This window comes from Nonomuraea jabiensis (genome assembly GCF_014204795.1).
Lineage (GTDB): Bacteria > Actinomycetota > Actinomycetes > Streptosporangiales > Streptosporangiaceae > Nonomuraea > Nonomuraea jabiensis.
In genome coordinates, this window is sequence record NZ_JACHMB010000001.1 from 5,737,575 (window position 1) to 5,763,543 (window position 25,969).

23 protein-coding genes are annotated in these 25,969 nt (G+C 72.2%); 15 read left to right on the forward strand and 8 right to left on the reverse strand.

Going from position 1 to position 25,969, the window contains the following annotated elements; genetic code table 11:
• Positions 1 to 28: 28 nt before the first annotated feature.
• The 7 genes from HD596_RS26540 to HD596_RS26570 are packed head-to-tail and all read left to right on the forward strand — an operon-like array spanning position 29 to position 5,769.
• A complete protein-coding gene (locus tag HD596_RS26540) occupies positions 29 to 175 on the forward strand; it encodes a hypothetical protein (RefSeq protein WP_185072015.1) in 147 nt (48 codons plus the stop codon).
• On the forward strand, positions 172 to 1,227 hold the full coding sequence (locus tag HD596_RS26545; protein ID WP_185072016.1) for an AAA family ATPase: 1,056 nt from the start codon (positions 172 to 174) through the stop codon (positions 1,225 to 1,227). The genes HD596_RS26540 and HD596_RS26545 overlap by 4 nt, the downstream gene beginning before the upstream one ends.
• Complete coding sequence (locus tag HD596_RS26550) at positions 1,224 to 2,156, forward strand: DUF58 domain-containing protein (RefSeq protein WP_185072017.1); 933 nt, start codon at positions 1,224 to 1,226, stop codon at positions 2,154 to 2,156. Before HD596_RS26545 ends, HD596_RS26550 begins: the two co-directional genes overlap by 4 nt.
• A complete protein-coding gene (locus HD596_RS26555; protein ID WP_185072018.1) occupies positions 2,153 to 3,097 on the forward strand; it encodes a VWA domain-containing protein in 945 nt (314 codons plus the stop codon). The genes HD596_RS26550 and HD596_RS26555 overlap by 4 nt, the downstream gene beginning before the upstream one ends.
• A complete protein-coding gene (locus HD596_RS26560; RefSeq protein ID WP_221519525.1) occupies positions 3,076 to 3,930 on the forward strand; it encodes a S1C family serine protease in 855 nt (284 codons plus the stop codon). Before HD596_RS26555 ends, HD596_RS26560 begins: the two co-directional genes overlap by 22 nt.
• 10 nt (positions 3,931 to 3,940) lie before the next feature.
• A complete protein-coding gene (locus HD596_RS26565) occupies positions 3,941 to 4,606 on the forward strand; it encodes a response regulator transcription factor (RefSeq protein WP_185072020.1) in 666 nt (221 codons plus the stop codon).
• Complete coding sequence (locus tag HD596_RS26570) at positions 4,603 to 5,769, forward strand: HAMP domain-containing sensor histidine kinase (protein ID WP_185072021.1); 1,167 nt, start codon at positions 4,603 to 4,605, stop codon at positions 5,767 to 5,769. The genes HD596_RS26565 and HD596_RS26570 overlap by 4 nt, the downstream gene beginning before the upstream one ends.
• On the opposite strand, the gene HD596_RS26575 is transcribed toward HD596_RS26570, so the two are convergent.
• Positions 5,754 to 7,238 (reverse strand): cytochrome b, encoded by a 1,485-nt coding sequence (locus HD596_RS26575; protein WP_185072022.1) that lies wholly within the window; start codon positions 7,236 to 7,238, stop codon positions 5,754 to 5,756. The two genes, HD596_RS26570 and HD596_RS26575, sit on opposite strands and share 16 nt — an antisense overlap.
• A gap of 229 nt (positions 7,239 to 7,467) precedes the next feature.
• Here HD596_RS26575 and ppdK point away from each other — a divergent pair, with 229 nt between their 5' ends.
• Positions 7,468 to 10,101 (forward strand): pyruvate, phosphate dikinase, encoded by a 2,634-nt coding sequence (gene ppdK, locus HD596_RS26580; protein ID WP_185072023.1) that lies wholly within the window; start codon positions 7,468 to 7,470, stop codon positions 10,099 to 10,101.
• Positions 10,102 to 10,323: 222 nt separating this feature from the next.
• Here the strand turns inward: ppdK and HD596_RS26585 are convergent, their stop codons facing one another.
• The 3 genes from HD596_RS26585 to HD596_RS26595 form a co-directional block, all read right to left on the reverse strand.
• Positions 10,324 to 10,632, reverse strand: coding sequence for a helix-turn-helix domain-containing protein (locus tag HD596_RS26585; RefSeq protein ID WP_185072024.1), 309 nt, complete (start codon positions 10,630 to 10,632; stop codon positions 10,324 to 10,326).
• Positions 10,633 to 10,982: 350 nt separating this feature from the next.
• Complete coding sequence (locus tag HD596_RS26590; protein ID WP_185072025.1) at positions 10,983 to 13,577, reverse strand: ABC transporter permease; 2,595 nt, start codon at positions 13,575 to 13,577, stop codon at positions 10,983 to 10,985.
• Complete coding sequence (locus HD596_RS26595; protein ID WP_185072026.1) at positions 13,571 to 14,299, reverse strand: ABC transporter ATP-binding protein; 729 nt, start codon at positions 14,297 to 14,299, stop codon at positions 13,571 to 13,573. Before HD596_RS26595 ends, HD596_RS26590 begins: the two co-directional genes overlap by 7 nt.
• Before the next feature lie 62 nt (positions 14,300 to 14,361).
• Here HD596_RS26595 and HD596_RS26600 point away from each other — a divergent pair, with 62 nt between their 5' ends.
• From HD596_RS26600 to HD596_RS26610, 3 genes are all read left to right on the forward strand, one after another.
• Positions 14,362 to 17,058 carry a helix-turn-helix transcriptional regulator gene (locus HD596_RS26600; RefSeq protein WP_185072027.1) on the forward strand — a complete coding sequence of 899 codons (2,697 nt, stop codon included), beginning with the start codon at positions 14,362 to 14,364 and terminating at the stop codon, positions 17,056 to 17,058.
• A gap of 450 nt (positions 17,059 to 17,508) precedes the next feature.
• Positions 17,509 to 18,018 (forward strand): DUF5994 family protein, encoded by a 510-nt coding sequence (locus HD596_RS26605; RefSeq protein WP_281398674.1) that lies wholly within the window; start codon positions 17,509 to 17,511, stop codon positions 18,016 to 18,018.
• 97 nt (positions 18,019 to 18,115) lie between these two features.
• Positions 18,116 to 18,439, forward strand: coding sequence for an STAS domain-containing protein (locus tag HD596_RS26610; protein ID WP_185072029.1), 324 nt, complete (start codon positions 18,116 to 18,118; stop codon positions 18,437 to 18,439).
• A gap of 79 nt (positions 18,440 to 18,518) precedes the next feature.
• Here HD596_RS26610 and HD596_RS26615 read toward each other — a convergent pair whose 3' ends face one another.
• Both HD596_RS26615 and HD596_RS26620 read right to left on the reverse strand, forming a co-directional pair.
• On the reverse strand, positions 18,519 to 19,310 hold the full coding sequence (locus HD596_RS26615) for an arginase family protein (protein ID WP_221519527.1): 792 nt from the start codon (positions 19,308 to 19,310) through the stop codon (positions 18,519 to 18,521).
• 25 nt (positions 19,311 to 19,335) lie between these two features.
• Positions 19,336 to 20,109: an FHA domain-containing protein gene (locus tag HD596_RS26620; RefSeq protein ID WP_185072030.1), complete on the reverse strand. Its 774-nt coding sequence runs from the start codon at positions 20,107 to 20,109 to the stop codon at positions 19,336 to 19,338.
• Positions 20,110 to 20,343: 234 nt separating this feature from the next.
• On the opposite strand from HD596_RS26620, the gene HD596_RS26625 reads away from it, so the two are divergent.
• Together HD596_RS26625 and HD596_RS26630 are read left to right on the forward strand one after the other, a co-directional pair.
• Positions 20,344 to 21,201 carry a protein-L-isoaspartate O-methyltransferase family protein gene (locus HD596_RS26625; RefSeq protein WP_246554849.1) on the forward strand — a complete coding sequence of 286 codons (858 nt, stop codon included), beginning with the start codon at positions 20,344 to 20,346 and terminating at the stop codon, positions 21,199 to 21,201.
• 52 nt (positions 21,202 to 21,253) lie between these two features.
• Positions 21,254 to 21,790 carry a GNAT family N-acetyltransferase gene (locus HD596_RS26630; protein WP_185072031.1) on the forward strand — a complete coding sequence of 179 codons (537 nt, stop codon included), beginning with the start codon at positions 21,254 to 21,256 and terminating at the stop codon, positions 21,788 to 21,790.
• Between the two features lie 43 nt (positions 21,791 to 21,833).
• On the opposite strand, the gene HD596_RS26635 is transcribed toward HD596_RS26630, so the two are convergent.
• A complete protein-coding gene (locus HD596_RS26635; RefSeq protein ID WP_185072032.1) occupies positions 21,834 to 22,277 on the reverse strand; it encodes a DUF6194 family protein in 444 nt (147 codons plus the stop codon).
• Positions 22,278 to 22,383: 106 nt separating this feature from the next.
• Between HD596_RS26635 and HD596_RS26640 the strand changes: the two genes are divergently transcribed.
• Complete coding sequence (locus HD596_RS26640) at positions 22,384 to 23,121, forward strand: phosphotransferase (protein ID WP_185072033.1); 738 nt, start codon at positions 22,384 to 22,386, stop codon at positions 23,119 to 23,121.
• Here the strand turns inward: HD596_RS26640 and HD596_RS26645 are convergent.
• A complete protein-coding gene (locus tag HD596_RS26645; RefSeq protein ID WP_185072034.1) occupies positions 23,118 to 24,632 on the reverse strand; it encodes a M48 family metallopeptidase in 1,515 nt (504 codons plus the stop codon). The genes HD596_RS26640 and HD596_RS26645 overlap by 4 nt on opposite strands.
• Before the next feature lie 81 nt (positions 24,633 to 24,713).
• Between HD596_RS26645 and HD596_RS26650 the strand changes: the two genes are divergently transcribed.
• A complete protein-coding gene (locus HD596_RS26650; protein ID WP_185072035.1) occupies positions 24,714 to 25,934 on the forward strand; it encodes a deoxyguanosinetriphosphate triphosphohydrolase in 1,221 nt (406 codons plus the stop codon).
• Positions 25,935 to 25,969: the final 35 nt, after the last annotated feature.

Below are 25,969 nucleotides of genomic sequence, written 5' to 3' on the forward strand. Positions count from 1 at the left end.
TTCGCGGTCGCTTGATGACATGCGTTCTATGCGTACATCACGTTTCGCTCTTGTGCTGTTGGCCGCGGGCGCCGTGCTCATGACGGGAAGCGCCGCGTTCGCCGATCCCGAGCCGTCCGCGCTGGAGCTGCGGGTGGTCGTGGACGACTGCGACCACGCGGTGGTGCAGCCATGACCGATCCCGCGCTGCTCGAACGGGCGTTGTTCGAGGTCAAGCGGGTGATCGTGGGGCAGGACCGCATGGTCGAGCGGCTGCTCGTGGCGGTGCTCGCCAAGGGCCACTGCCTGCTGGAAGGCGTGCCCGGCATCGCCAAGACGCTGGCCGCCGAGACCATGGCCACCGTGGTCGGCGGCACGTTCGCCCGCATCCAGTTCACTCCCGACCTGGTGCCCGCCGACATCGTCGGCACCAGGATCTACCGGCCGTCGACCGAGACCTTCGACGTCGAGCTCGGCCCGGTCATGGTCAACCTGCTGCTCGCCGACGAGATCAACCGGGCGCCCGCGAAGGTGCAGTCGGCGCTGCTGGAGATCATGGCTGAGCGGCAGGTCAGCATCGGCGGGGTCTCGCACGACGTGCCGAAGCCGTTCCTGGTGCTGGCCACCCAGAACCCGATCGAGTCCGAGGGCGTCTACCACCTGCCCGAGGCGCAGCGGGACCGCTTCCTCATGAAGATCGACGTGGACTATCCCAGCGAGTCGGAGGAGCTGGCGATCGTCTACCGCATGAGCGTGGACCCGCCCGTCCCGCACGCCGTGCTGGACGCCGCTCAGGTCGTCGCGCTCCAGCGGCGGGCCGAGGAGGTCTTCGTGCACCACGCGGTGGCCGAGTACGCCGTCCGCCTCGTCTACGCCACCCGCGATCCCGACCGGTTCGGGGTGGCGGACGTGCGGCGGCTGCTGGCGTTCGGGGCGAGCCCCAGGGCCACGCTCGGCCTGCTGGCGGCCGGGCGGGCGCTGGCCCTGCTGCGGGGGCGCGACTATGTGCTGCCGGAGGACGTGCGCGACCTGGCGCACGACGTCATGGCGCACCGGCTCGTGCTCTCCTTCGACGCGCTGGCCGACGGGGTGGCGCCCCGGCAGATCGTGGACCGGGTGCTGGCGGCCGTCCCGCTGCCCGTCATCGCCCCCCAACAGCAAGCACAGCAGCAGGCCCAGCAGCAGGCCCAGCAGCAAGCACTGCAGCAGGCCCAGCAGCAGACACAGCAGAACGAAGCCGTGGCATGAGGCCGTACCTGATGGCCGAGCCCGCGCTGCGCCGGCTCGAGCTGACGATCACCAGGAGACTGGATGGACTGCTGCAGGGGGAGCATCTGGGGCTGGTTCCGGGGCCGGGGAGCGAGCCGGCGGAGACCCGGCCGTACCAGGCGGGCGACGACGTGCGGCGGATGGACTGGAACGTCACCGCCCGCACCAACGAGCCCCACGTCCGGGACCTGGTCGCCGACCGCGAGCTGGAGATCTGGGCGCTGCTCGACGCCACCGCCAGCATGGACTTCGGCACTGCGGCCATGGAGAAGCGGGAGCTGGCCGTGTCGGCGCTGGCGGCGGTCGGCTTCCTCACCCAGCGGACCGGCAACCGGATCGGCACCCACCTGCTGCACGGCGGCGGCGTCAGGACGCTGCCCGCCCGGACGGGCCGGCCGCACCTGATGGCGCTGCTGCAGGCGGCGTTCGCGCTGCCCCGTACCCCGCCCGGGGTGGCCGAGCCGCTGCTGGGCGTGGCCGCCGACCAGCTCGGCCGGGTGGTACGGCGCCGCGGCCTGGTCGTGGTCGTGTCGGACTTCCTCGACGCGCCCGAGACCTGGGAGCTGCCGCTGCGCAAGCTCACCGCCAGGCACCAGGTGCTGGCCGTGGAGGTGCTCGACCCGCGCGAGCTGACCCTGCCGGACGTCGGGATCCTGACGCTGGTCGACCCGGAGACGGGGCGGCGGCGCGAGGTCGCCACGGGGAGCGCGCGGCTGCGGCGCAGGTACGCGGAGGCGGCGGCGGAGCAGCGGGACACCGTGGCGCAGGCGCTGCGCCGGGCCGGGGCGACCCACCTGCGGCTGCGCACCGACCGGGACTGGGTGCGCGACCTGGTCCGGCACGTCATGCGCCAGCGCCGCCTGGCCGTGCTGGCCCGGCCCTCCGGGGGAGGAGGTGGTGCGGCGTGACGCTGATCGCGCCCCTGTGGCTGCTGCTGCTCGTCCCCGTGGCCGTGCTGGCCCTGGCGTACGTGGTCATGGCGGTGCGGAGCAGGACCGCGTACGCCGTCAGGTTCACCAACCTCGACCTGCTCGACAGGGTCGCCCCGAGGCGGCCGGGCTGGCGCAGGCACGTTCCCGCGGCGGCGCTGCTGCTGATGTTCGTCCTGCTCGTGATCGGTTTCGCCCGGCCGACGGCCGAGGTGCGGGTGCCGAGGGAGCGGGCGACGATCATGGTGGCGTTCGACGTGTCGGCGTCCATGAGCGCCACCGACGTGCGGCCCAACCGGTTCGAGGCGGCCAAGCAGGCGGCCAGGCAGTTCGTGGCGGGCCTGCCGGAGCGGTTCAACCTGGGCCTGGTGTCGTTCTCCTCGTCGGCGTCCGTCGCCGTGCCGCCGACCACGGACCGGCAGGCGGTGCTGAGCGCGCTCGACCGGCTCAGCACCGCCTCGGGCACCGCCATCGGCGAGGCGGTCTACTCCTCGCTGGACGCCATCGCCGCGCTCGACTCGCAGGAGGAGACGCCGCCCGCGCACATCGTGCTGCTGTCCGACGGCTCCAACACCACGGGCCGCACGGTCGGCGACGCGGCCGCGGCGGCCTCCGGGAGGGGCGTGCCGGTCACGACCATCGCGTACGGCACGGCGGACGGCACGATCGACATCTCGGGACGCGAGATCCCGGTGCCGGTGGACGCCCCGGCGCTGCGCGGGCTGGCCGAGGCGGCCGGCGGCGGTTTCTACGAGGCGGCCAGCGGCGACGAGCTTCAGGCGGTCTACGAGGACATCGGCACGTCGGTCGGCTACCGGACCGAGCGGCAGGAGGTATGGATGTGGTTCGTGGCGGCGGGGATGGCCTTCGCGCTGATCGCGGCGGTGACGTCGATGCTGTGGTTCTCGAGGCTGCCATGAGGGGCCTGGGCAGCCCGCGCGGGCCGGAGTTCGTCACCCCGCCCGCCGCGGCCATCGTGCCGCAGGACCTGCCGCGGAAGGGGGCGCCGCCGCCCAAGGGACGCCTGCTGGTGACCGTCGCGCTCGTCGCGGCGCTCACCGGGGCGACAGCGGGCGTGGCGGCGGGAGCGGCGGGGGCGTGGCTCTCCGAAGGGGCCGGGCCGGCCCCCGCCGCCCTCCCCAGGGCGGCGCCCGCGCCGTCGGCCGGTCTCAGCGGGCTGAGCGCGACGGCGGCCCGAGTGCTGCCCAGCGTGGTCTCGGTGGAGACGGGCGGCGGGGGCGGCTCGGGTTTCGTGGTGGACGGCCGCGGCCACATCCTCACCAACGCGCACGTGATCAGGGGCAGCGACCGGGCGACCGTCGTGCTGAACGACGGCCGCCGGATCAACGCCCGTGTGATCGGCGAGGACGACGACGAGGACCTGGCCGTGCTGGAGGTGGACTACCCGAGGGAGCTCACGCCCGCCACCCTCGGCAGGTCCGGCGACCTGGCCGTCGGCGACCAGGTGCTCGCGATCGGCTCCCCGCTGGGCCTGTCGGGCACGGTCACCGCCGGCATCGTGAGCGCTCTGGACCGCGAGGTACGGTTGGGCTCGGTGCGGCGCACGGCCGTGCAGACGGACGCGTCCATCAACCCCGGCAACTCGGGCGGCCCGCTGGTCAACGCCCGGGGCGAGGTCGTGGGGGTGAACACGGCGATCGCGTCCGGGCGGGGCGGCGGCAACATCGGCATCGGGTTCGCCATCCCCATCGACCGGGCTGCCCCGATCGCGGAACGAATCATCCGAAACTAGGGTGCGGGGCATGCGACTGCTTGTGGTGGAAGACGAGGAGGACCTGGTCGACGCGTTGCGCGTCGGCCTCGTCCGTGCGGGTTACGCGGTGGACGTCGCCTACGACGCGCCTTCCGCGCATGAGAAGTTGCAGGTCAACTCGTACGATCTGGTCCTGCTCGACCTCAACCTGCCCGGCGGGGACGGCTTCCAGCTGTGCCGCAGCGTGCGCGCCGCCGGGCAGGGCGCGCGGATCATCATGGTGACCGCCCGCGACCGGCTGGACGACCGGGTGCGCGGGCTCGACGAGGGGGCCGACGACTACCTGGTCAAGCCGTTCGCGTTCCCCGAGCTGCTGGCGCGGGTGCGGGCGCTGCTGCGCAGGGACTCCGGCGCCGGCACGTCGGTGCTGGAGGTGGGCGGGCTGCGGATCGACACCGCCAGGCTGGAGGTGTCGCTGCACGGCAGGTCGCTGGCGCTGACCCCCAAGGAGTACGGGGTGCTGCACTACCTGATGCGCCGCCCCGGACACGTGGTCTCCTCCGAGGAGCTGCTCGAGCACGTCTGGGACGAGCACGCCGACCCGTTCACCAGCACCGTGCGCGTCACGGTCGGCAACCTGCGCCGCAAGCTGCAGGAGGAGGGCCTGATCGAGACCGTGATCAGCCGGGGCTACCGGCTCAGGGAACCGGCGTGATCCACACCATCCGCTTCCGGCTCACGGTCCTGTACTCGGGGCTGCTCTTCGTGCTGGCCGCGCTCGTGCTCGGCGGCACCTACTTCGCCGTGTCCAAGACCACCGACCAGCGCCCGATCACGACGGAGTTCGCCAAGACCTACAGCGGCACCACCTACCTTGGCAAGCGCGAGGTGGTCTTCGTCGAGGAGGTCGAGAACGCGGTCAACGTCCGGACGATGGCCACCCTGCGCGACTACTCGCTGATCACGCTGGCCGGCCTCTACGTCGCCAGCCTGGGCATCGGCTGGGTGCTGGCGGGCCGCGTGCTGCGGCCGGTCAGGTCGATCACGCGTACGACGGAGGAGATCCAGGCCACCGACCTCAAACGGCGCATCAAGCTGAACGGGCCGCGCGACGAGCTCAAGGACCTGGCCGACACCATCGACACCATGCTGGACCGGCTGGAGGAGGCGTTCAGGGCGCAGCGCCAGCTCATCGACGACGCCTCCCACGAGCTGCGCAGCCCGCTGACGATCATCCGGGCGAACGTGGACGCCGTGCTCGCCGCGCCCGAGGCCAGCGACGAGGAACGGGTCAGGGCCGTGGCCATCGTGGACCGCGCCACCACCCGCATGACCAGGCTCGTCGAGGACCTGCTGGCCAGCGCCAGGCGGCAGGGCGGCGCGTTCGCCGACGCCGACCTCGACCTGGCCAGGGTGGCGGGCGAGGCGTGCGAGGAGTACGCGACCCCGGCCGCCGCCCGCGACCTGACGATCACCCGGCAGCTGGGGTCGGGCCTGGAGGCGACCGGCGACGCCGACGCGCTGCGCCGCGCCGTGGCGAACCTGCTGTCCAACGCCGTGCGCCTCACGCCGCCCGGCGGGACGATCCGGGTCTCGGCGGGCAGGTCGGAGGGCTGGCTGTGGGTGGCGGTCCGCGACGACGGCCCCGGGATCGAGGCGGCCGACCAGGCGCGGGTGTTCGACCGGTTCTGGCGCGGCGAGTCCAGCCGCCGCGACCGCCACACGGGCCTCGGCCTGGCCATCGTCCGCCAGATCGTGGAGTCGCACGGAGGGCGGGTGGCGGTGTTCTCGCGGCTGGGGGAGGGGGCCACGTTCGTGCTCTGGCTGCCGCCGCGCGACGGCGTGGCCGGGGCGCCGCCCGATCACAACCCTCTTTGACCGGCACGCCCGCGGCAGACCGCCCGGGCGATCAGGAACGCCGCCACCGGCACCACGAACACGGCCACCCGCAGCCCGAGCACGATCATCACGTAGGTGTCGTGCGGCACCGTGAGCAGCGCGTGCGGGGCCGCGGGCGGCTGCGGGAACCCGGGCGCGGAGTGCATCGGCGGCGCCGCCTCCGAGACCCACGTGCCCGCCCACAACACGGTGAAGAACGCGAGGACCGCGACGCCCAGCGCCGTGCGCACCGGGGCCTGCGAGGGCCGGTCGAGCAGGTGGTGATCGTCGCCGTCGCCGGTGAGGCGCCGCTCGAGGAACGGGTAGAGCAGCAGGATCCCGAAGAAGACCGTCAGGATCAGCGGCGGGATCCAGAGCCCGGGCTGCAGGACGTACCCGCCGACCGTGATCTCCCACGGCGGGACGAGCCGCTGCGCGCCGTCCAGCACCCCGAAGTACCAGAACGGCTGCGCCGACGGGACGTAGCCGCCGGGGCTGTACGCGCCGTGCTCCCACACCGGGTTGACCCGGACGAACGTGGCCAGCGCCGCGATGGCCCCCACCGTGAACAGCGCCGTCGCGCCGTTCTTGACCGCGAAGTAGGGGAAGAACGGGCCGCCGGTGACCCGGTCTGGTCGGGAGCTCCTTCGCTCGTGTTCATGGTCGCGACCGCTTCGCTCGTGTTCATGGTCGCGACCGCTTCGCTCGTGTTCATGGTCGCGACCGCTTCGCTCCTCGTTGGCTCGTCCCTCGCTCTCTCGTCGCGAGCTCCTTCGCTCGGTGTGCTTCTGCCGCCAGGTGAGGATCAACGCGTGCAGCGGCACCACCGCCATCAGGATCCCCGGCACCAGCAGCACGTGGGTGACGAAGATCCGCGGGAGGACCTGCCCGGGGAACTCGCCGTCGAAGGCGAAGGCCGACAGGTACGTGCCCACCAGCGGGATCGACAGCAGCAGCCCCTGTGCCTGCCGCAGCCCGGCCATCGCGAGCTGGTCGCCGGGCAGTGAGACGCCCAGGAACGACTCGAACAGCACCAGCCCGAACAGCACCACCCCGAGCATCCACGTCAGCTCGCGCGGCCGCCGGAACGCGCCGGTGAAGAAGACGCGGCACAGGTGGGCCACGATCGCCAGCACGAACACCGTCGCCGACCAGTGGTGGAGCTGCCGCAGCAGCAGCCCGCCCCGCACGTCCAGGCTGATCTCCGCCGCGGAGGCGAAGGCCACGTCGGGGTTGGGCTTGTAGAACAGCGTGAGGAACGTGCCCGTCAGCACCAGCAGCGCGAACGAGTAGAGCGCCAGCTCGCCCAGCAGGAACGACCAGTGGCTCGGGAACAGCTTGCGCAGCTGGGGGCGGAGCCAGCGGGCGAAGGGCAGGCGGTCATCCAGGTAGATCGCCGAATCGACGGCCGTTTTTGCGGATCCCGCGACGATACGGGCGCCTCGCTTGGGCTTGGTAGGAGTGGCCATGGGGGCCTCCTGGTGGGGGTGTGATCCGATTCTGCCCCCATACGCCTCCTTTCTCAAGAATTGGTGTAAACCAATTGGTCTAATCCAATTTCCTGGCTTCTAGAACTATAATTGGATTAGACCTTTCATGAGGCTTTGACCAGCACAAACGAGGACTTATCCGAGGAGTGCAGTTTCATCATCAATTTCGCCGGTAGAGTCCGGGCAGAGGCGTTGATTGGAGCGTGTGGTGGCCAAGTACGTTTACGACTTCACCGAGGGCAACAGGAATCTCAAGGATCTTCTTGGCGGCAAGGGAGCGAACCTTGCCGAAATGACCAACCTCGGGCTCCCCGTTCCCCCCGGATTCACGATCACCACCGACGCCTGCCGCCATTACCTGGCGGCAGGCGTCGTACCGGACGGCCTCGATCAGGAGGTCGCCGAGCACCTGGACGCGCTCGAGAAGCAGATGGGCAGGCGGCTCGGGCAGGCCGACGACCCGCTGCTGGTGAGCGTGCGCTCCGGGGCGAAGTTCTCCATGCCCGGCATGATGGAGACCGTCCTCAACATCGGGCTCAACGACGAGTCGGTGCACGGCCTGGCCAAGCAGGCGGGCGGCAACGACCGCTTCGCATGGGACTCCTACCGCCGGCTCATCCAGATGTTCGGCAAGACGGTGCTCGGGATCGACGGCGACCTGTTCGAGCACGCGCTCGACGCGCTCAAGGGCAAGCGCCAGGACACCGACCTCGACGCGGGCGAGCTGCAGGGGCTCGTGGAGACGTTCAAGGGCATCGTCCACGAGCAGACCGGCAAGGACTTCCCCACCGACCCGCGCGAGCAGATGCGCCTGGCCGTCATGGCGGTCTTCGACTCCTGGAACGCTCCCCGGGCCATCCTCTACCGCCGCCAGGAGCGCATCCCCGCCGACCTCGGCACCGCCGTGAACATCGTGGCCATGGTCTTCGGCAACGTCGGCAACGACTCCGGCACCGGCGTCGCCTTCACCCGCGACCCGGGCACCGGCACGCAGGGCATCTACGGCGACTACCTGCAGAACGCCCAGGGCGAGGACGTGGTGGCCGGCATCCGCAACACGATCCCGCTGGAGGAGCTCGAGCGCATCGACAAGCGCTCGTACGACGAGCTGCTCGGGATCATGGAGACCCTCGAGAACCACTACCGGGACCTGTGCGACATCGAGTTCACGATCGAGCGCGGCAAGCTGTGGATGCTGCAGACGCGGGTCGGCAAGCGCACGGCGGCGGCCGCGTTCTGCATCGCCACCCAGCTCGTGGACCAGGGCCTGATCACTCTCGACGAGGCCGTCACCCGCGTCACCGGCGACCAGCTGGCGCAGCTCATGTTCCCCCGCTTCGACGGCGGCGCGGACAAGAAGAAGATCGCCAAGGGCATGAACGCCTCGCCCGGCGCGGCCGTGGGCAAGGCCGTGTTCTCCTCCGAGCGGGCCGTGGAGCTGTCGGAGCAGGGCGAGGACGTCATCCTCGTCCGCCGCGAGACCAACCCCGACGACCTGGCCGGCATGATCGCCGCCAAGGGCATCCTGACCAGCCGGGGCGGCAAGACCTCGCACGCCGCCGTGGTGGCCAGGGGCATGGGCAAGACGTGCGTGTGCGGGGCCGAGGAGCTGGAGGTCTCGACGAGCGAAGGCCGCTTCACCGCGCCCGGCGGGGTGGTGGTGTCGGAGGGCGACGTCATCTCGATCGACGGGACGTCCGGGGAGATCTACCTGGGCGAGGTGCCGGTCGTGGACTCGGCCGTGGTCGAGTACTTCGAGGGCGCCGAGCCGCAGGACGAGCTGGTCAAGGCCGTGGACCGGATCATGAGCCACGCGGACTCGGTCCGGCGGCTGGGCGTGCGGGCGAACGCGGACACCCCGGACGACGCGGCGCGGGCCCGGCGGTTCGGGGGGCAGGGGATCGGGCTGTGCCGGACGGAGCACATGTTCCTGGGCGAGCGCCGGCAGCTCGTGGAGGACCTGGTCCTGGCCTCGACGGACGAGGCCCGCCAGGCGGCCCTGGACGCGCTGGAGCCGCTGCAGAAGGCCGACTTCACCGAGATATTTCGGGCTATGGACGGAAATCCCGTCACAATTCGGTTGATCGACCCGCCGCTGCACGAGTTCCTTCCCGACATCGTGGATCTGTCGGTCAAGGTCGCCACGGACGGAGCCACCGACAAGGACCGCCGGCTCCTGGCGGCCGTGAAGCGCCTCCACGAGCAGAACCCGATGCTCGGCCTCCGCGGCGTCCGCCTCGGACTGGTGATCCCGGGCCTGTTCGCCATGCAGGTGAGGGCCATCGCCCAGGCGGCCAAGGAGGTGCCGGGCGCGCGGCCGGAGATCATGATCCCGCTGGTGGCGGCCGTACAGGAGCTGGAGTCGGTACGCGAGGAGGCGGCCAAGATCCTCGCGGAGACCGGCGTGGAGGCCCTGATCGGCACCATGATCGAGGTCCCCAGGGCGGCCCTGACCGCGGCCCAGATCGCGGAGGCGGCGGAGTTCTTCTCCTTCGGCACCAACGACCTGACCCAGATGACCTGGGGCTTCTCGCGGGACGACGTCGAGTCGGCGTTCTTCTCCCGCTACCTCGACCAGGGCATCTTCGGCGTCTCCCCGTTCGAGACCCTGGACCGGGAGGGCGTCGGACGCCTGATCAGGATCGCGGTCGAGGAGGGCCGCTCGACCCGCCCGGACCTCCACCTGGGCATCTGCGGCGAACACGGCGGCGACCCCGACTCCGTCCACTTCTGCCACGACGTGGGCCTGGACTACGTCTCCTGCTCCCCGTTCCGCATCCCGGTGGCCCGCCTGGAAGCAGGCCGCGCCGCCCTGACCGACTCCGACTCCGACACCCGCTGACCCCGGACCCGTTGCGTGGTTACCGGGTGGGCCTGTTGGATCCCGCCCGGAAACCCCCGCTCGCTTCGCTCGCCAGCACCCACCCGTTGCGTGGTTACCGGGTGGGCCTGCTGGAGCCCGCCCCGAGCCGCGGGCGAGGTGGCCTGCCGGCCCCCTCGCGCTCCCCCGGCTGTCGGCCACCTTCACAGGAGTGTCGACCGGCGTTCTACCGGAGAGATGATGCTAGGCGGCGTGAGCCTCGAACCAGACCGATCCGAGATCATGGCCAGAGGTGAGCCGGACGTCGGCCTCCAAGGCCGCGGCAAGGCGGTGTAGCAGCGCGACGGTCGGTGCCGTCCCACCTTCCTCGATGCACTCGATCTCATCCTCGGTCATCATCGCCCGATCGGCCAGCTCCGCTACGCTCAAGCCAAGTGCGACGCGACGATCGTAAAGCGCCTTGCCGAAGGCCAGCGCCTCGCGGGTGGCGATGCGTTCGGGATCTTCCGCCTGCTCAGAAGGGCGGACCCAGCGAGTGTGGTAGCCGGACATCACATCTGCCTTTCAAAGGTCTGGGTCGCTGGACCCAAGATCGCGCTCGCAGAGGTTCTGCGCTCGGACTGCTCGGTCGATCTGCCTTCGGTCATGCTGCCTGGTCTTGCGGAGGCTTTCAGGACGCGGGAGAGGAGTCTCGGCTGAGGGCCGTGCGCTCGAGAGGCCTGAGCGGTCCAGATGATGATCGGAGGCGATGCGGCTCGGGTCGGTGGCGGTCTCAAGGCGGTGATACCGACGAAGCGGGTCGCGGTATTCGACCTCGTAGGCACCGTCTCCAAGGCAGGTGACTGAGGTGAACCAGGTGGGATCGTCTCTGCCGGGTCGTGTTCGCCCTCTGGGCGGCGAATTCACGTGGGGATCGCCACTGCCCGGACACGGCTTGCGGGCAGCACGGTCGCCAGCACCGCGAGCACGGAGCAGAGGGCGATCACCCCGATGACCGGTTGCCAGGGCACCTCGATCGCCACGGGGCCCGCCAGTTGCAGCAGCGCGGCGTACAGTCCGAGCAGCCCGAGCGCGGTGGCGAGGGCGGCGAGGAGCACGCCGACCGCCACGACAAGCAGCGCCTCGGCCACGACGTATCGCAGGACCTGCCCCTTGGTGGCGCCGAGCAGGCGTAGCGCGCCGTGCTCGCCCGCCCGGTCGGGGGCCGCCATGAGGAGGGTGTTGACCTGCGCGATCACGGTGTAGCTCAGCATGATGCCGAGTACGGCGAGCAGGCCAAGACGGCTGGCCGAGGCGGCGCGGTCGGTGACGGTTCCGGCCCAGGCGGACTTGGTCATGGAACGGGCGTTGTGCCCCGTTACGGCCTGCTCCAGCGCCTTGGAGGCGGAGGCGGAGGCGCCGGGGCGTAGCTTCACGTACGCGAGCGAGGGCCGGGCGGACAAGGCGTGCGTCGGGGTGACGTACGCGTCCGCGGTGGAGTCGGCGCCGAGCAGCGCGACGACCGTCAGGGACACCTGGCTGCCGTCGGCCCGCCACAGCCGTACCCGCTGGCCAAGGCTCACCTCCCAGGTGGGGGAGACCGCGATCGTGTCGTCGCGCAGCTCCTTGAGCGACCCGGCGGTCACGGGCACGGACAGCGCAGTCGTGAGCGTGGCCGGGTTCACGGCCTCGGCGGGCCGCTGGATGAGCTGGGTCCCGGCGCCTTCGAGCGTGTAGAGGCTGGTCGGGGTCACGGTGGTGACGTCGGCGCCGGGGATGGCGCGCAGGCGTTCGCTGAGTTGCCGGTCCAGCCCGGCCGGGCCGGACGGCAGCACCACATAGTCGGCGCGTACGGGGTCGATCCGCATCGCGGCCTTGGTGGCGTCGGTCATGGCCGCGCCGCCGAGCAGGGTGGCGGCCAGCGCGACGGTCATCAGGACCGGCGCGGCCGTGGCGGCGGTACGCCTCGTGGAGGCGACGGCGCCGGCGGGGACCACGAGAGCGCCCGCGCCGCGCAGGCGTCCGAGCGGGGCGGCGAGCAGGTTCGCGACCGGGCGGACGACGACCGGGGCCAGCAGCCCGGCGGCGGCGATGAGCAGCATGACGATGGGCATGAAGGTCTTGTTGTTGGTCGCGCCCGACGGGTCGCTGACGGCGTTGACGGCCATGCTGATGACGGCGGTGGCGAGCAGGCCGCCGCCGGCGATCCAGCGTCCGGGCGTCATGGCCCGCGGTTCCACCGCCGCCTGGCGCAGCGCCTCCGCGGGCCGCACGCGGCCCGCCCGCCAGGCGGCCACGACCACGCCGAGCACGGCGACCAGCACTCCAGTGCCGAAGGCCACGTACGAAGGCACCGAGGAGGTGGAGGGCAGCAGCCAGGCAGGCGCCATGCCGAGCGAGCTCAGCAGGTCCAGGATCGGCCGGGTGGCGAGGGGACCGGTCAGCGCGCCGAGCGCCGAGGCGGCGATCGCGACCAGGAGCGCCTCGCCGTACACCATGCGCCTGACCTGGCCGGTGGTCGCGCCGACGGTACGGAGCAGGGCGAACTCGCGCTGCCGCTGCCCGACCGCGAAGGCGAAGGTGGAGGAGACCACGAACACGGCGATGAACCCGGCGAAACCCGCGGCGATGCCGGCGATCGTGTTGGCGTTGTTGCGGGCCTGCTCGTCGCTCTCGCGGGACGGGTCGAGCAGCGCCCGCTCCTGGCCGGTCAGCACCTTGACCTCGGTGGAGACCACGGGCGTCCCGCCCTGGCGCGGTGCCGCCCCGGACGCGATGACCTGGCCAGGGGCGGCCTGGTCGGAGGTGGGCTGGTCCGCAGAGGCTTGGTCCGTAGAGGCGTGGTCCGTAGAGGCGTGGTCCGTAGAGGCGTGGTCCGCGGAGGCGTGGGTCGCGGATGCTTGGGCCAGAGCGGTGCGGACCTCGGTGGCGGGGCGCCACACGGCCAGCGCGTCGATCCGCGGTGACAGCCGGGCGGCCCGCCCGTCGGTGAAGAACACAGTCGGCTGCGGCCCCGCCGTGGCGATCCCCACCACCCGGTACGACCGGCTCCCCGCCGCGGTCACCACCTGCACCCGCCGGCCCACACGCGCACCGGCGGTGACGACGATCTCGTCGTCCGCGGCGGGCGCCCGTCCCGACGTCAGCCGCTGCGGCGCCGTACGGGCAGCAGACCAGGGACGGCCGACGGCGGGTGGTCCACCGGCGAGCTGCGCTGCGAAGATCCGATCCACCACGGCCCCGGGGATGCGCCGGGCCAGCTCGGGATCCAGCCCGCGCGGCTCGGCCAGCGGCGCGCCGCGCTCGCCGAACGGGGTCCGCAGGGTGAGCCGTTCGTCGGGCGCCACCACGACGGGTGCGGCGGCGTACCGCTGCGGCCCCCGGTCGGGTGAGGTGATGCTGGAGGCCAGCACCTGGCCGAGCGCGGCCATGAGGGCCGCGCCGAACGCCAGGGCGACGAACGTGCCGGCGAAGGACGACCACCGGACGCGCAGCGTGGACCAGGCGATCCTCAGCACGACGCCTCCAACTGCAGCATCCGGGTCGCGACCTGCTCGGCGCTCGGGTCGTGGAGCTCCCCGTAGACCCGGCCGTCGGCCAGGAACACCACGCGGTCGGCGTGGGCCGCGGCCACCGGGTCGTGGGTGACCATGATGATGGTCTGTGCCTGCCGGTCGACCAGGTCGCGCAGCAGGCGGAGCACCTCGCGGCTGGTGTTGGCGTCCAGGGCGCCGGTGGGCTCGTCGGCGAACAGCACCGCCGGCCGGGTGACCAGGGCCCGGGCGATGGCGACGCGCTGCTGCTGGCCGCCGGACATCTCGGCGGGCCGGTGGTCGACGCGCCCGGCCAGGCCCACGGCGGTCAGGCTCTGGCGCACCTGCTGGGAGTCGGGGCGGCGGCCGGCCAGGCGCAGGGGGAGGGCGACGTTCTGGGCGGCGGTGAGCGACGGCAGCAGGTTGAAGGACTGGAAGACGAACCCGATCCGGTCGCGCCGCAGCAGCGTCAGCTTCTTGTCGCTGAGCGTCGCCAGGTCCCGGCCGTCCACCGTCACCCGCCCCGAGCTCGGCCGGTCGAGCCCCGCGGCGCACTGCAGCAACGTCGACTTGCCCGACCCCGACGGTCCCATCACGGCGGTGAACGTGCCGGCGGCGAAGCCGATCGACACGTCGTCGAGCGCCGTGACGCCGTGTGCGTAGTGTTTGGTGACCGAGCTCAGGTCGACCGCTTGCGTGGAATTCATGACGGCGACACTATGAAGGCGGGCACCTGGGCGGTACCGGATGAATGACTAGGATTCGTCCCATGCTTCGGGGGCGGGAGTCTGAACAGCAGGCCATTGACGTGCTGCTTGACCAGGCTCGCGCCGGACGCTCCGGCGTGCTGGTGCTCGGAGGCGAGCCGGGGATCGGCAAGACCGCCCTCCTGACCTACGCCGGGGAACGCGCCCAGGACATGCGGGTGCTGCGCGGCCTGGGCGTCGAGACCGAGGCCGAGATCCCGTACGCCTCGCTCCACCTGCTTCTGCGCGGCGCGCTCGGCCACCTCGATGCGCTGCCCGAGCCCCAGGCGGCGGCGCTGGCGGGCGCCCTGGGCCTGGCGCCCGCGCGGGCCGACGATCGGTTCCATGTGGGCGTGGCCGTGCTGTCGCTGCTGGCGGAGCTGGCCGAGGACCGGCCGCTGCTGTGCCTGGTGGACGACGCGCACTGGCTGGATCCGGCTTCGGCCGTCGTGCTGCGCTTCGCCGCGCACCGGCTGCACGCGGAGGGCGTCGTGATGCTGTTCGGCGCCCGCGACGGCTTCGACCCGGGGGGCCTGCCCGAACGGCGGCTCAGCGGCCTGGACGACGGCAGCGCCGCGCGGGTGCTCGCCGACGCCGCGCCCGGCCTCACCGGCTCGACCCGTCTGAAGATCCTCAAGGAGAGCGCGGGCAACCCGCTCGCCTTGCTCGAACTGCCGCGCACCGCCGACCTGCCGTTCTACGACCACAGCCCGCTGCCGCTGCCGGAACGCCTCCGCCTGGCCTACGCCGCCCGCGTCGGCCGCCTGCCCCAGGCGGCCCGGACCGCGCTGCTGGTCACCGCGCTGGCGGACGACGGCGACCTGAACATGATCACGAAAGCCTGCGCCGCGCTCGGCGTCGAACTCGCCGCCCTGGGCGCGGCCGAACGTGCGGGCCTGGTCACGATCGCCGGCCGGCAGGTGCGCTTCGCCCATCCGCTCATGCGCGCGGCGGTCTTCCAGCTCAGTACGTACGACCTGCGCCTGGCGGTGCACCAGACCCTGGCCGGTCTGCTGGCCGATCGGCCCGACCGGCGGGCCTGGCACCTGGCCGCCGCCGCGACGGGTCCCGACGAGGCGGCCGCGCGAGCGCTGGAGGACCTGGCCCGCCGAGCCGGGGAGCGCGGCGCGAGCGTCAGCGCCTGCACCGCGTTCGAGCGGGCGGCCGAGCTGAGCCAGGATGAGGAGCTCAAGGGGCGGCGGCTGCTCTCGGCCGCCGTGCACGCCACCGAGGCGGGCCAACCGCAGCGGGCCCAGCGGCTCGTCGAGGCCGCCACCGCGCTCGTGCCGGCCACGTCGGCCCGCACCACGCTCCCCAAGCTGCGGGCCAGGATCGCCCTCGACCAGGGCGCCCCGCACCTGGCCCACGACCTGCTGCTCAAGGGCGCCGCGGACGTGGCCGGCGACGACCGCGCCGCCGCGGGCCTGATGCTGGTCGAGGCGGCCCGCAACGCCAACCGGTTCGGCGACGCCGCCAGGCTCGTCGAGGCCGCCGACCGGCTGCGCGAGCTGGACCTGCGCCCGGAGGACGACCTCGACCTCGCCAGACAGGCCGCCCTGGGAACGGCGCTGCTGCTGACAGAAGGCCCCGCCGCCGCCCTGCCGATCATGCGCGAGCTGGTGTCCAAGGGCAGCCGGATCACGCCGGAAATGCACTCACGCCGGATCAACGCCTCCTACTTCGCCCTCCAGACCGGTGACTTCCAGGCCGCATGGGAGATCGCCCGCGCCGCCGCCGACGAGTGCCGCGCCAACGGCGAGCTCGGCAAGCTGGCCGTCCTCCACATCACGCTCGCCGCCAGCGAGATCTTCCTCGGCAGGTTCACGGACGCGACGGCCACCGCGACCGAGGGCCTGCACCTGACCGCCGAGACCGGCCGGCCGAGCCGGGCCGGCTGCATGCGGGGCATGCTCGCCTGGATCGCCGCCGCCCGGGGCGACGCGGACCGGTGCGCCGAGCTGGCCGCCGCCGCGCACGAGCACTACGACGCCAACGGCATCGTCAACGGCCTCGCCTGGGCCCAGTGGGCGCGGGCCCTGCTGGATCTGGGCCTGGGCCGCCACGCCGAGGTTCTGGACCGGCTGGAGACGGCCCTGGCGGGGCCGGCGCGCCACCAGTTCCAGGCCGTCCACTTCGCCCCCGACCAGATCGAGGCCGCGGCCCGGCTCGGCCTGCCCGCGGACCGGCCGCTGCGCCGCTACGAGGCGTGGGCGGAGGCGTCCGGCCAGACCTGGGCGCAGGCCGTACTGCACCGTTGCCGGGCCCTGCTCGAACCCGACGGGGAACGAGCGCACGACCACTTCCGCACCGCCGTACGGCTGCACGCCGGCGGCGGCCACCCCTGGGAGTCGGCGCGCACCGCACTGGTCTACGGCGAGCGCCTGCGCAGGGACCGGCACAAGGGCGCGGCCCGCGCCCAGCTGCGCGCCGCGCTGGAGACCTTCCAGCGCCTGGGCGCGCGGCCCTGGGCGGACCGCGCCGGCAACGAGCTGCGTGCCGCCGGCGACACCGGTCTCGTCGCAGCCGGGGCCGACGCGCTGTCGGCGCTCTCCCCGCAGGAGCTGCAGATCGTTCGCCTGGCCGCGGCCGGGCGCACCAACAAGGAGATCGGCGCGCAGCTCTTCCTCAGCCCCAAGACCGTCAGCTATCACCTGTATCGGGCCTTCCCCAAGCTCAACGTGACCAGCCGGGCCCAGCTCGCCGGCCTCGACCTGGCGTGAGCGGCTCCAGAGGGCGATGTCCTCGCCCTCCTGAACGGCGTCGGGCGAGGCCGGAGATTCGGCTGCTCGGCAACGCCGGCACGGCGGCCGTTTGTGAAGTGGCGGCGGAAGTCGCGTACCGCGCCGGTGGCCGCGACCGGGTCGCCGTCCAGGCCGGCGGCGCGGGGGCGAGGAGCGTGTGTTTCCGGAAGCTGGTCCGAACGGTTCTGTGATCTCCGAGGGCGCGTTTCCGGAAGTCATCCGCCCGGCCTACTTCCGCAATTGTGTGTTTTTCGGAAGCAAGAGGTAGGTTGAAAGCACCGAGGTCTCTTCGAGCGTTGGCATTCGGGTCTGCGTCGCCCCCGGCGAACCACTCATCGTGGCCCTCCCCTCGGGGCCTGGACAGGTCAGACGACCATGACGCCGACACTGCTCTCTCAGCGCGTACCGCTCGGCTCCGGCTCGTCCGCGATGCCGCGGGTCGATTCGGCACTACGGCTCAGTCTCCACCCTTTGCTGGATCGGCGGGCCGTCGTGAACGGGGCCTGGTGGCCCTACTCCCACGACGCGGCCGCCGAACTACCCGATCTCATCGCCGCCGTCGACCAGCGGCTGCAGCGGACCACGATGCTGGTAGGAGTGCACCGGAACGCGTGGCGGCGTATCCCGCAACGGATCCCGGCACGTGGACGGACGGTACGCGTCGGATGGTTCCGGCATGCCGACCCCCACGTGATCGTTCTGTTCTTCACCTCCGACGAGCCGGTCACCCTGCTGATGATTCCGCCGGACACCGCCGCCGGCCCTGCCGAGGCCGCGCTCAAGCTCACCGCCCGGAACACCGCCGACCTGAGTGACGATGCCATCTTCGCCCTGGCGCACCTGCCGCCCGATCCCGCTCTCCGCGCGACGGCCGAAAGCATGGCCTGCTGCGAGAGCGAGACCCGGTCCTCCACCAGCCGGCCGTCAGCGCCGGTGTAATCCACGTACCGTCCGCCGGCCGATCGAGCCGGGTTCAGCCAGAGCAGTCCCGACGGCGGACCGGAGGGCAGCTCAGCTTCTCCAAAGGGAGACTTCCATGACCGTCATCGAGACCGCGCCACTCGGCGTGGCCGACCCGTCAAAGCCGACCACCGTTCACCTGTCCGGCGAGATCGACATCTTCACCAGCGCGGCGCTTCGCCGGCAGCTGCTCGACACGCTCGACCACAGCACGAGCGTGCTCATCATCGACCTGTCGCAGGTGTCGTTCTGCGATGCCGGAGGCTTGGCCGTCCTGGTCGGTATCCAGCGCCGCGCCCGGATGATGGGCATCACCTTGGCCCTGAGCGCTCCCCGCCCGTTCATGTCCCGGCTGCTGCACATCACCGGCCTGGAGCGTGGCCTGCCGATGGTGGTGTGAGCGGGGTACGCGCCCAGGCTCCAGGCCACCGCTCTGGATCAGCTTGTCGCGCCTGGCCTTGCAGCCGGCCAGGAAATCGTCACAGTGCCAGCACGGTGCCGAGCCGGCGGATCACCTCGGCCTCGCCGGGGTCGGCGTCGTCGCCGGACGGCGCGTGTTCGGTGATGGCCGCCCCGACGACGTCGTCCACCTGGGCGAGGAGGTCGGTGAGCCGCTGCGGCCGGACGCCGTCCGGCTCCGGGTAGCAGGTCGAGCCGAAGGCGGTGGGCTCCAGGACGTCGAGGTCGACGTGCACGTACACGGGGCCGCGCAGATCGTCGAGGACGCGCTCCAGGTCGTCGACGCCGTACCTGCGCAGGCCGGTCCTCGCGAGGTACTCGTGCTCGGACGCGTCGCCCGCCCGCTCCCCGGCGATGATCACCTGCTCCGGCCGGAGCGGCCGCTCCGGCGTGAGGCCGGCCGGGCCGTCCCCGAGCAGCGCGCGCACCACCATGCCGTGGAAGGCGCCCGACGGCAGCGTAGGCGGGCTGTAGACGTCCGGGTGCGCGTCGATCCACAGGACCGTCAGAGCGTCCCCGTGGCGGGCGTGGGCGGCGTCGATCGGCGCGATGTCGACCGCGCAGTCGCCGCCGACGGTGATCACCCGGTCGTCGATGCCGGCCAGCGCCTCGCGCGCGCGCCGCTGGTTCTCCACGAGCACGTCGTACGCGCGGACCCCAGCGACCTTGTCCCCGCCGGTCTCGACCACCGGCACGGTCACCACCGCGTCGGCGGGGACGAGCGCGGCGGCACGGCGGGCGCCGGCCATCAGCCGCGGCGCGCTGCCGGACGCCGAGCCTTGCCATTGCGGTACGCAGAGCACAGTGGTCATGCGGGCGACGATACGAGGCGCCAGATCAAAGTGCTAGATCGTTCTCCAGGAGGTCCAGGTCAGGCGGGACGAGGGTGGTCGACTCCACCAGGCCCCTGAGGAGGTTGTGCAGGAGGTTGTTGTCGTACGGGCGGCCTTCCGACCGGTCGTGGCGCAGCGGGTACGGGAAGCCGGCGGCGTGGAGGCGGTGCCGGACGGCCTCGATCCGGTCCTCGATGATGCCCGCCCGCCACTTCTCCCCGGGCCGCAGATAGGCCAGCCGGGCCTCGGCCTGTTTGTACGTCAGCGGGCGCGGCGCCTCCTCGTACAGCAGGTAGCGCTCGCCCAGCACCACCAGGAGCAGGCGTTCGGTCTCGCTGAGGCCCCAGATCTTCGGCGGGTTGGTCGCGGCCGCGTGCAGGTCGGTCTGGGGATTGCCGTAGACGCCCGTGACGTGGAGCTCCACCAGGTGCTGACGGTAGCCGGAGCCCCTGATGAACAGCGGGGTGTAGCCCGGCTCCAGCGGCACGGGGTCGGTGGACCTGTGCATCAGCTGGCCGCGCGGCAGGCGGATGAGCTGCTGTCCCAGGTTGCGCAGCCACCACCGGCTGTCCTCGTACGTCACCTCGGCGTGCAGGCGGCTCACCGACTGGTCGTCCGCGCCCACCCGCAGATCGACGTTCGGGCGCTGGTCGCGGCCGAAGCGGACGTGGCGGCCGGGGCGGGGCGCGACCCTGATGCCGCCCATGACGGTGCGGGCGTGCAGGGTGCCCGGGGCGGCCGGGTCCACGCCGTGGGCGAGGCTGGGGGGAGCGCTCATTTGTTCGCCTCCTGAGTGCTTGTCGGACGCAGCCGTATGATGCCCCAACCTGTCCGGGACCCTCCCCGGATGCGCGGCCCGGATGTCAATGTCACCCACCTCAGCGGTCACTTCCATGGAAACCCTTGCCGCATCCGGATCGTAGTCGTACCGTCACGGATAGCGTTTCCCGGGATATGGAGGTGGAGCTGTGGGGAGGCACGAATGCGGGCGTCTCGCGAACGGGGAGGTGTGATGTTCACGCACATCGCGTGGCGGCTCGACGCGATGATCGCGGCGATCACGGACCATCGGCCGCCGCTCACCCGCCCGATCGAGCAGGCGCTGCGGGCGGTCCCGCGCCACTGGTTCGTGCCGCCGGTGGGGGAGTCGCCCGAACGCGACGGGCGAAGCGCGCCGATCGACCGGGAGGCCGACCCGCCGGCCTGGTGGGACGCCGTCTACGCCGGCCGCCCGATCGTCGCCCCCGACGGGTGCTCGTGTCCCGCGCCCAGCGCGGTCGCCGACCTGCTGGAGCTGCTCGGGCCGGTGCCGGGGCAGAGGGTGCTGGAGGTGGGCACGCGTACGGGATGGACCGCCGCCCTGCTGTGCCGGCTGGTCGGGCAGTCGGGGAGCGTGACCTCCATCGAGGCGGACCCCACCGTGGCCGAGCGGGCCGCCAAGAACCTGGCCGCCGCGGGAGCGCTCCCGCACCTGGTCGTGGGTGACGGCAGGGCGGGCTGGGCCGAGCGGGCGCCGTACGACGGGGTGCACGCGACGTACGCCGTGCGGACCGTGCCGTACGCCTGGATCGCGCAGACCAGGCCGGGCGGGGTGGTGGTCGCGCCATACGGCGACGGGCACGCCCTGCGGCTCGTGGTCGGGCCGGACGGCACGGCCGGCGGCCGGTTCTCCCCGCTCACGACCATGACGTGGACGCGGCGCGACACCCCGCCGGGCGCCGTCCTGACCGAGGACGTCCTCGCCGAGCCGGGCGACGCCCGCCGGACGTGGGCGGACTGGGGCGAGCCGGAGCGGGAGCGGTTCGGCGTGACGATCACGCCCGACGGGCAGCGGGTCTGGCTGGACAGCCCCGAGCGGGTGATCGGCTGACCCCGCTGAAATTCGGTTGACCCCGCGCGGAGCCCGTCAGAAGGATGCGGGGGTGCAGATCGAGTTCACGCGATTCTCCCCGGACGACGTCGAAGCGCTCGTCGGCTTCCTCACCGGGCACGAATGGCCCTTTCACGCGGGCGTCCAGGACGCCGGGACCGTGCGCGAGCGCGCCGCGGACGGCCGCTACGACGACGAGGAGTCCAGGACGTTCTGGGTGCTCGCCGACGGGCAGCGCGCGGGCCTGGTCCGGCTGCAGGACCTCGCCGACGACACCCCCCTGTTCGACCTGCGGATCGGGCAGGAATGGCGGGGCCGGGGCCTCGGCGCCGCGGCGGTCGCCTGGCTGACCGGATACCTCTTCACCGAGCTGCCGCGGATCAACCGGATCGAGGGCACGACCCGCCAGGACAACCACGCGATGCGGGCGGTCTTCCGCAAGAGCGGATACGCCAAGGAGTCGCACTACCGGGAGTCGTGGCCGGGCCTGGACGGCACGGTCCACGACGCCGTCGGCTACGCGATCCTGCGCCGCGACTGGCTCTCCGGCACGGTGACGCCTCCCGACTGGGACGACGAACCCCGCTGACCGCGGGCGGTGCGCCTGGCCGGAGACCGGCCAGGCGCGGGGGTCAGGAGGTCTTGCGGGGGCGGTGGCGGGCGACGGCGCGGGCGTGGGCCTCGGTCAGGAGGGGGCGGGCCTGCTCGCCCGGGTTCACGATGGCGATCCAGCCCTGGGCCGCGTACTTGGGGTGGGGCAGGACGCGGTCCTCGGCCGTGTAGTCGACCTCGGAGCCGTCGCCGGCGAGCCGCTGGAGGGTGGCGCGCCCGACGGCGATGTTGAGCCGGAACACGCCCGGCCTGTTCAGGTCGGAGAAGGTGTCCCAATCCGGGTAGTCCTTGATGATGATCGTGGCGAACGGCTGCCTGGGGTGGGTCTCCAGGGTGCCTTCCGGGTCGTAGAAGAAGAACGTGTCGCCCCAGGCCACCTCGGGGGCTTCGCTGTTCTCCTCGATGGTCTGGGTCACGACTCCGGGGAAACCGGACACGAACTCGATGATCTCGCTCTCAGTCATGCCTTCAAGTGTTTCATTGCACCACCCTGTGAGACTTTCCGCGCTGAACAGGCCATTTGCCAGGTGAAAGCCTCAAACCGCGTACCTATGCGGCAGTCTGGAGACCATGTCGGAGACACACCTTCCCGGGGGTTTCGTCAACGCCGTCGTCCGGGTCGGCGACACCGTCCGCCGCACCCCCGGGCAGCGGGCCGCGTACGTGCACGAGCTGCTGCGCCTCTTCGAGCGGAGCGGGTGGGCGGGCGCGCCCCGGTTCCTGGGCCTCGACGGGCGCGGGCGGGAGATCCTGAGCTTCCTGGACGGCCACGTGGCCTGGGAGGACGTCCAGCCGGACGGGGTCGCCTCGGACGAGAGCCTGGCGCGGGCGGCGGAGCTGGTGCGGGAGTTCCACGACCTGACCGCCGGCACCGCACTGGCCAGGGAGGAGGAGGTGGTCTGCCACAACGACCTGTCTCCCAAGAACACCGTCTACCGGGGCGAGGAGTTGCGGCCGGTGGCGTTCATCGACTGGGACCTGGCGGGGCCGGGACGGCGCGTCCACGACGTGGCGCACGTCTGCTGGCAGTACGCGGGCCTGGGCCCGCTGATCGCCGACCCGGCCGACGCGGCCCGGCGCGTGCGGCTGATCTGCGACGCCTACGGGCTGCGGGAGCGCGGGGAAGTGGTCGAGACGATCCTGTGGTGGCAGGACAGATGCCGGCGCGGCATCGAGCAGGAGGCCGCGGCGGGGCTGGCGCACGCGGTCAGGCTGCGCGAGCAGGGGGTGGTGGCGCAGGTGCGCGCCTGCCACGACTGGGTCGCCGCGCACCGCGCCGGGTTCGAGCGGGCGCTGCGCCAGGGCTAGGGAGTGACGGCCTGGGCGGGATGCCCGGGGGAGGGCTCCTCGATCGGGACGTAGTCGTGGCGCATGCCGTGGTCCCCCAGCCAGCGCCGCAGCCCGGCGACGGCGTCCGGATTGGCCGACACCTGGGCCGCGTACTCCGACAGCGCCACCTCCTCCCCGTCGTCGAACAGCAGCCGCGCCGGCCCCGACCACGACAGCGTCCACTTGGCCTCGCCGAGCTGGATCAGCACCGCCTCCAGCGCCTGCCCCAGCACCCCGGCGAGCAGGGTCTCCGAGGCGTTCCAGCCCTGCTCGCGCAGGACGGCCTCCAGCTCCGCCTGCCGGCCGCGGGCGATCGCCTCGAAGGCGGCGTCCAGGTACGGCCGCGCGGCCCCCATCACCCGCTGGCCGGCCACCGCCAGGTCGTGGAGGGCGTCGGCGTTGCGGCCCGCGTACATGGCGTGCGCCACCAGCTCCTCCCACGCCACCGGCCGCAGCCCGGTCAGCGCCTCCGGCGTCCACATGGACTGCTCCACGGCCTGCACCGCCACGTTCGCGTCGCGCAGCAGCGTCAGGGCCGAGCGCGGGTCGGGGACGTGCGGCGGCTCCGGCAGGTGCTCGATGGCGGCCAGGCGCTCGGCCAGGCTCGGGTGGGAGTCGTACGGCGAGACCTCCTGCGGCTCCTCGCCCAGCTTGGCGATCTCGGCCTGCCGCTCGGAGTCGCTCATGAGCGCGTGGAAGCCCCCGAACACCGAGACGGGCCTGGTGCCGCCCGCGCCGGTGAGCGAGAGGTAGTTGGCGACGTAGAGGTCCCAGCCGGTCGCGGTGGCCTGGATCTTGCGCAGCGCGCCCGCCATGGCCTGCCGCCCGCCGATCGCGACCGCGAACTGGTCGGCCTCCAGCTCCTGCTTGCGCGAGACGGCCTGCGAGACCCGCAGGTAGAACTTGGCGTACCAGGTGAACAGGCGCTGGACGAACGGGTGGTTGTGCAGCCCCTGGACGGTGGCGAGGAGCGCGACCCGCCCCCGGTAGACCGGCGCGCCCAGCCGCGTGTGCGCGCCGCTGTAGTGGCCCAGCTCGTGTCCCAGCACCGCGCGCATCTCGTCCACCGTCAGCGTCTGCAGCAGCGGCAGCCCGATGAACATCCGCCGCCGCGTCGCCTTCATCCCCAGCCAGCGCGTGTCCTCCGACACGGCCGCGTTGACCTCCGCCACCAGCCGGATCTCGTCCGGCGGCGCCGTGCGCACGCGCTGGGCGAGCTCCTCGACCGTCTGCCACAGCACGGGCTCGTGCTCGCGCCCGATCGGCACGCCCGGCTGCTCGCCGCCCTGTCGGCGGCTCACCACGAACAGGGCCCGTACGAGCGCGCCCGCGACCAGGGTGAGGACGATCGCGGCCTTGAGGGCGTTGGCGTGGAAGTCCACGAGGAGCAGGACGTCGAAGAAGACGGCGGCCACCAGGAAGAGGCCGACCAGAACGTAGAAGCCGGCGAGCAGGATGAAGGCCAGCACTGCTCGGAACGCTGTCGTCATGGGGTGAGGGCTCCCGGGGAAGGGGTTCTCGCGAGGCTCGACCTTAGCGGAGACCGGAAACTGGATAAAATCACCAAAGCAATGCCGTACTACGATGATCACGATCAGGAGCGCTGGATTCCGGAACCTCCCGGCAATCCTGAGCGCTCCGCGTTCGAGCGCGACCGCGCCCGCGTGCTGCACAGCGCCGCCCTGCGCAGGCTTGCCGCGAAGACGCAGGTCGTCGGCCCTGCCGAGTCCCTCGGCGGCGGCCAGCACATCCCGCGCACGAGGCTCACGCACTCCCTCGAATGCGCTCAGGTCGGCAGGGAGATGGGCGCCACGCTCGGCGTCGATCCCGACCTGGTGGAGACCGCGTGCCTGGCGCACGACCTGGGGCACCCGCCGTTCGGCCACAACGGGGAGATGGCGCTCAACGCGCTGTCGGCCTCGTGCGGCGGCTTCGAGGGCAACGCGCAGAGCCTGCGCCTGCTCACCAGGCTGGAGGCCAAGGTCCTCACGGAGGACGGCCGCAGCGCCGGGCTCAACCTGACGCGGGCGGCGCTCGACGCTTCCATCAAATATCCCTGGACATGCGAAAAATCTGCAAAATTCGGCGTATATGACGATGATCTACCTGTGTTCCGGTGGATCCGGGACGGCGCGCCGGACGGGAGGGTGAGCTTCGAGGCGCAGATCATGGACTGGGCCGACGACGTCGCCTACTCCGTGCACGACCTCGAGGACGCGCTCCACTCCGGCCACGTCACCCCGGAGGCGCTGCGCTCGCCCATCGAGCGCACGCTGGTGTGCGAGACCACCCGCACCTGGTACGCCCCGAACGCCGACCTCGGCGAGCTGGAGGAGATCTTCGCCAAGCTGATCACCGACCCGCTCTGGCCGCGCCGCTTCGAGGCCACGCTCGCCGACCTGGCCGGGCTCAAAGCCCTCACGAGCGGCCTCATCGGCCGCTTCTGCCGCTCGGCCCAGACCGCCACCAAGGAGGTGTACGGCTCCCGCCACCGCGCCGACCTCGTCGTGCCCCGCGCCACCCGCCTGGAGTGCGCCCTGCTCAAGGGCGTCACCGCCCACTACGTCATGGCCACCAGGGACCACAACGCCAACCAGGCCAGGCAGCGCGAGCTCATCAGCGAGCTGGCCTCGATGATCACGCTGGGCGCGCCGGGCACGCTGGAGCCCGCCTTCAGGCCCGCGTTCCTGAACGCCGCCGACGACGCGGCCCGCGTCCGCGTGGTGATCGACCAGATCGCCTCGCTCACCGACACCTCGGCGGTGGCGTGGCACCGCAGGCTCTCCCGCTGACCAAGTTTCCCCATGAGCCGCTACACCCGGCTTTC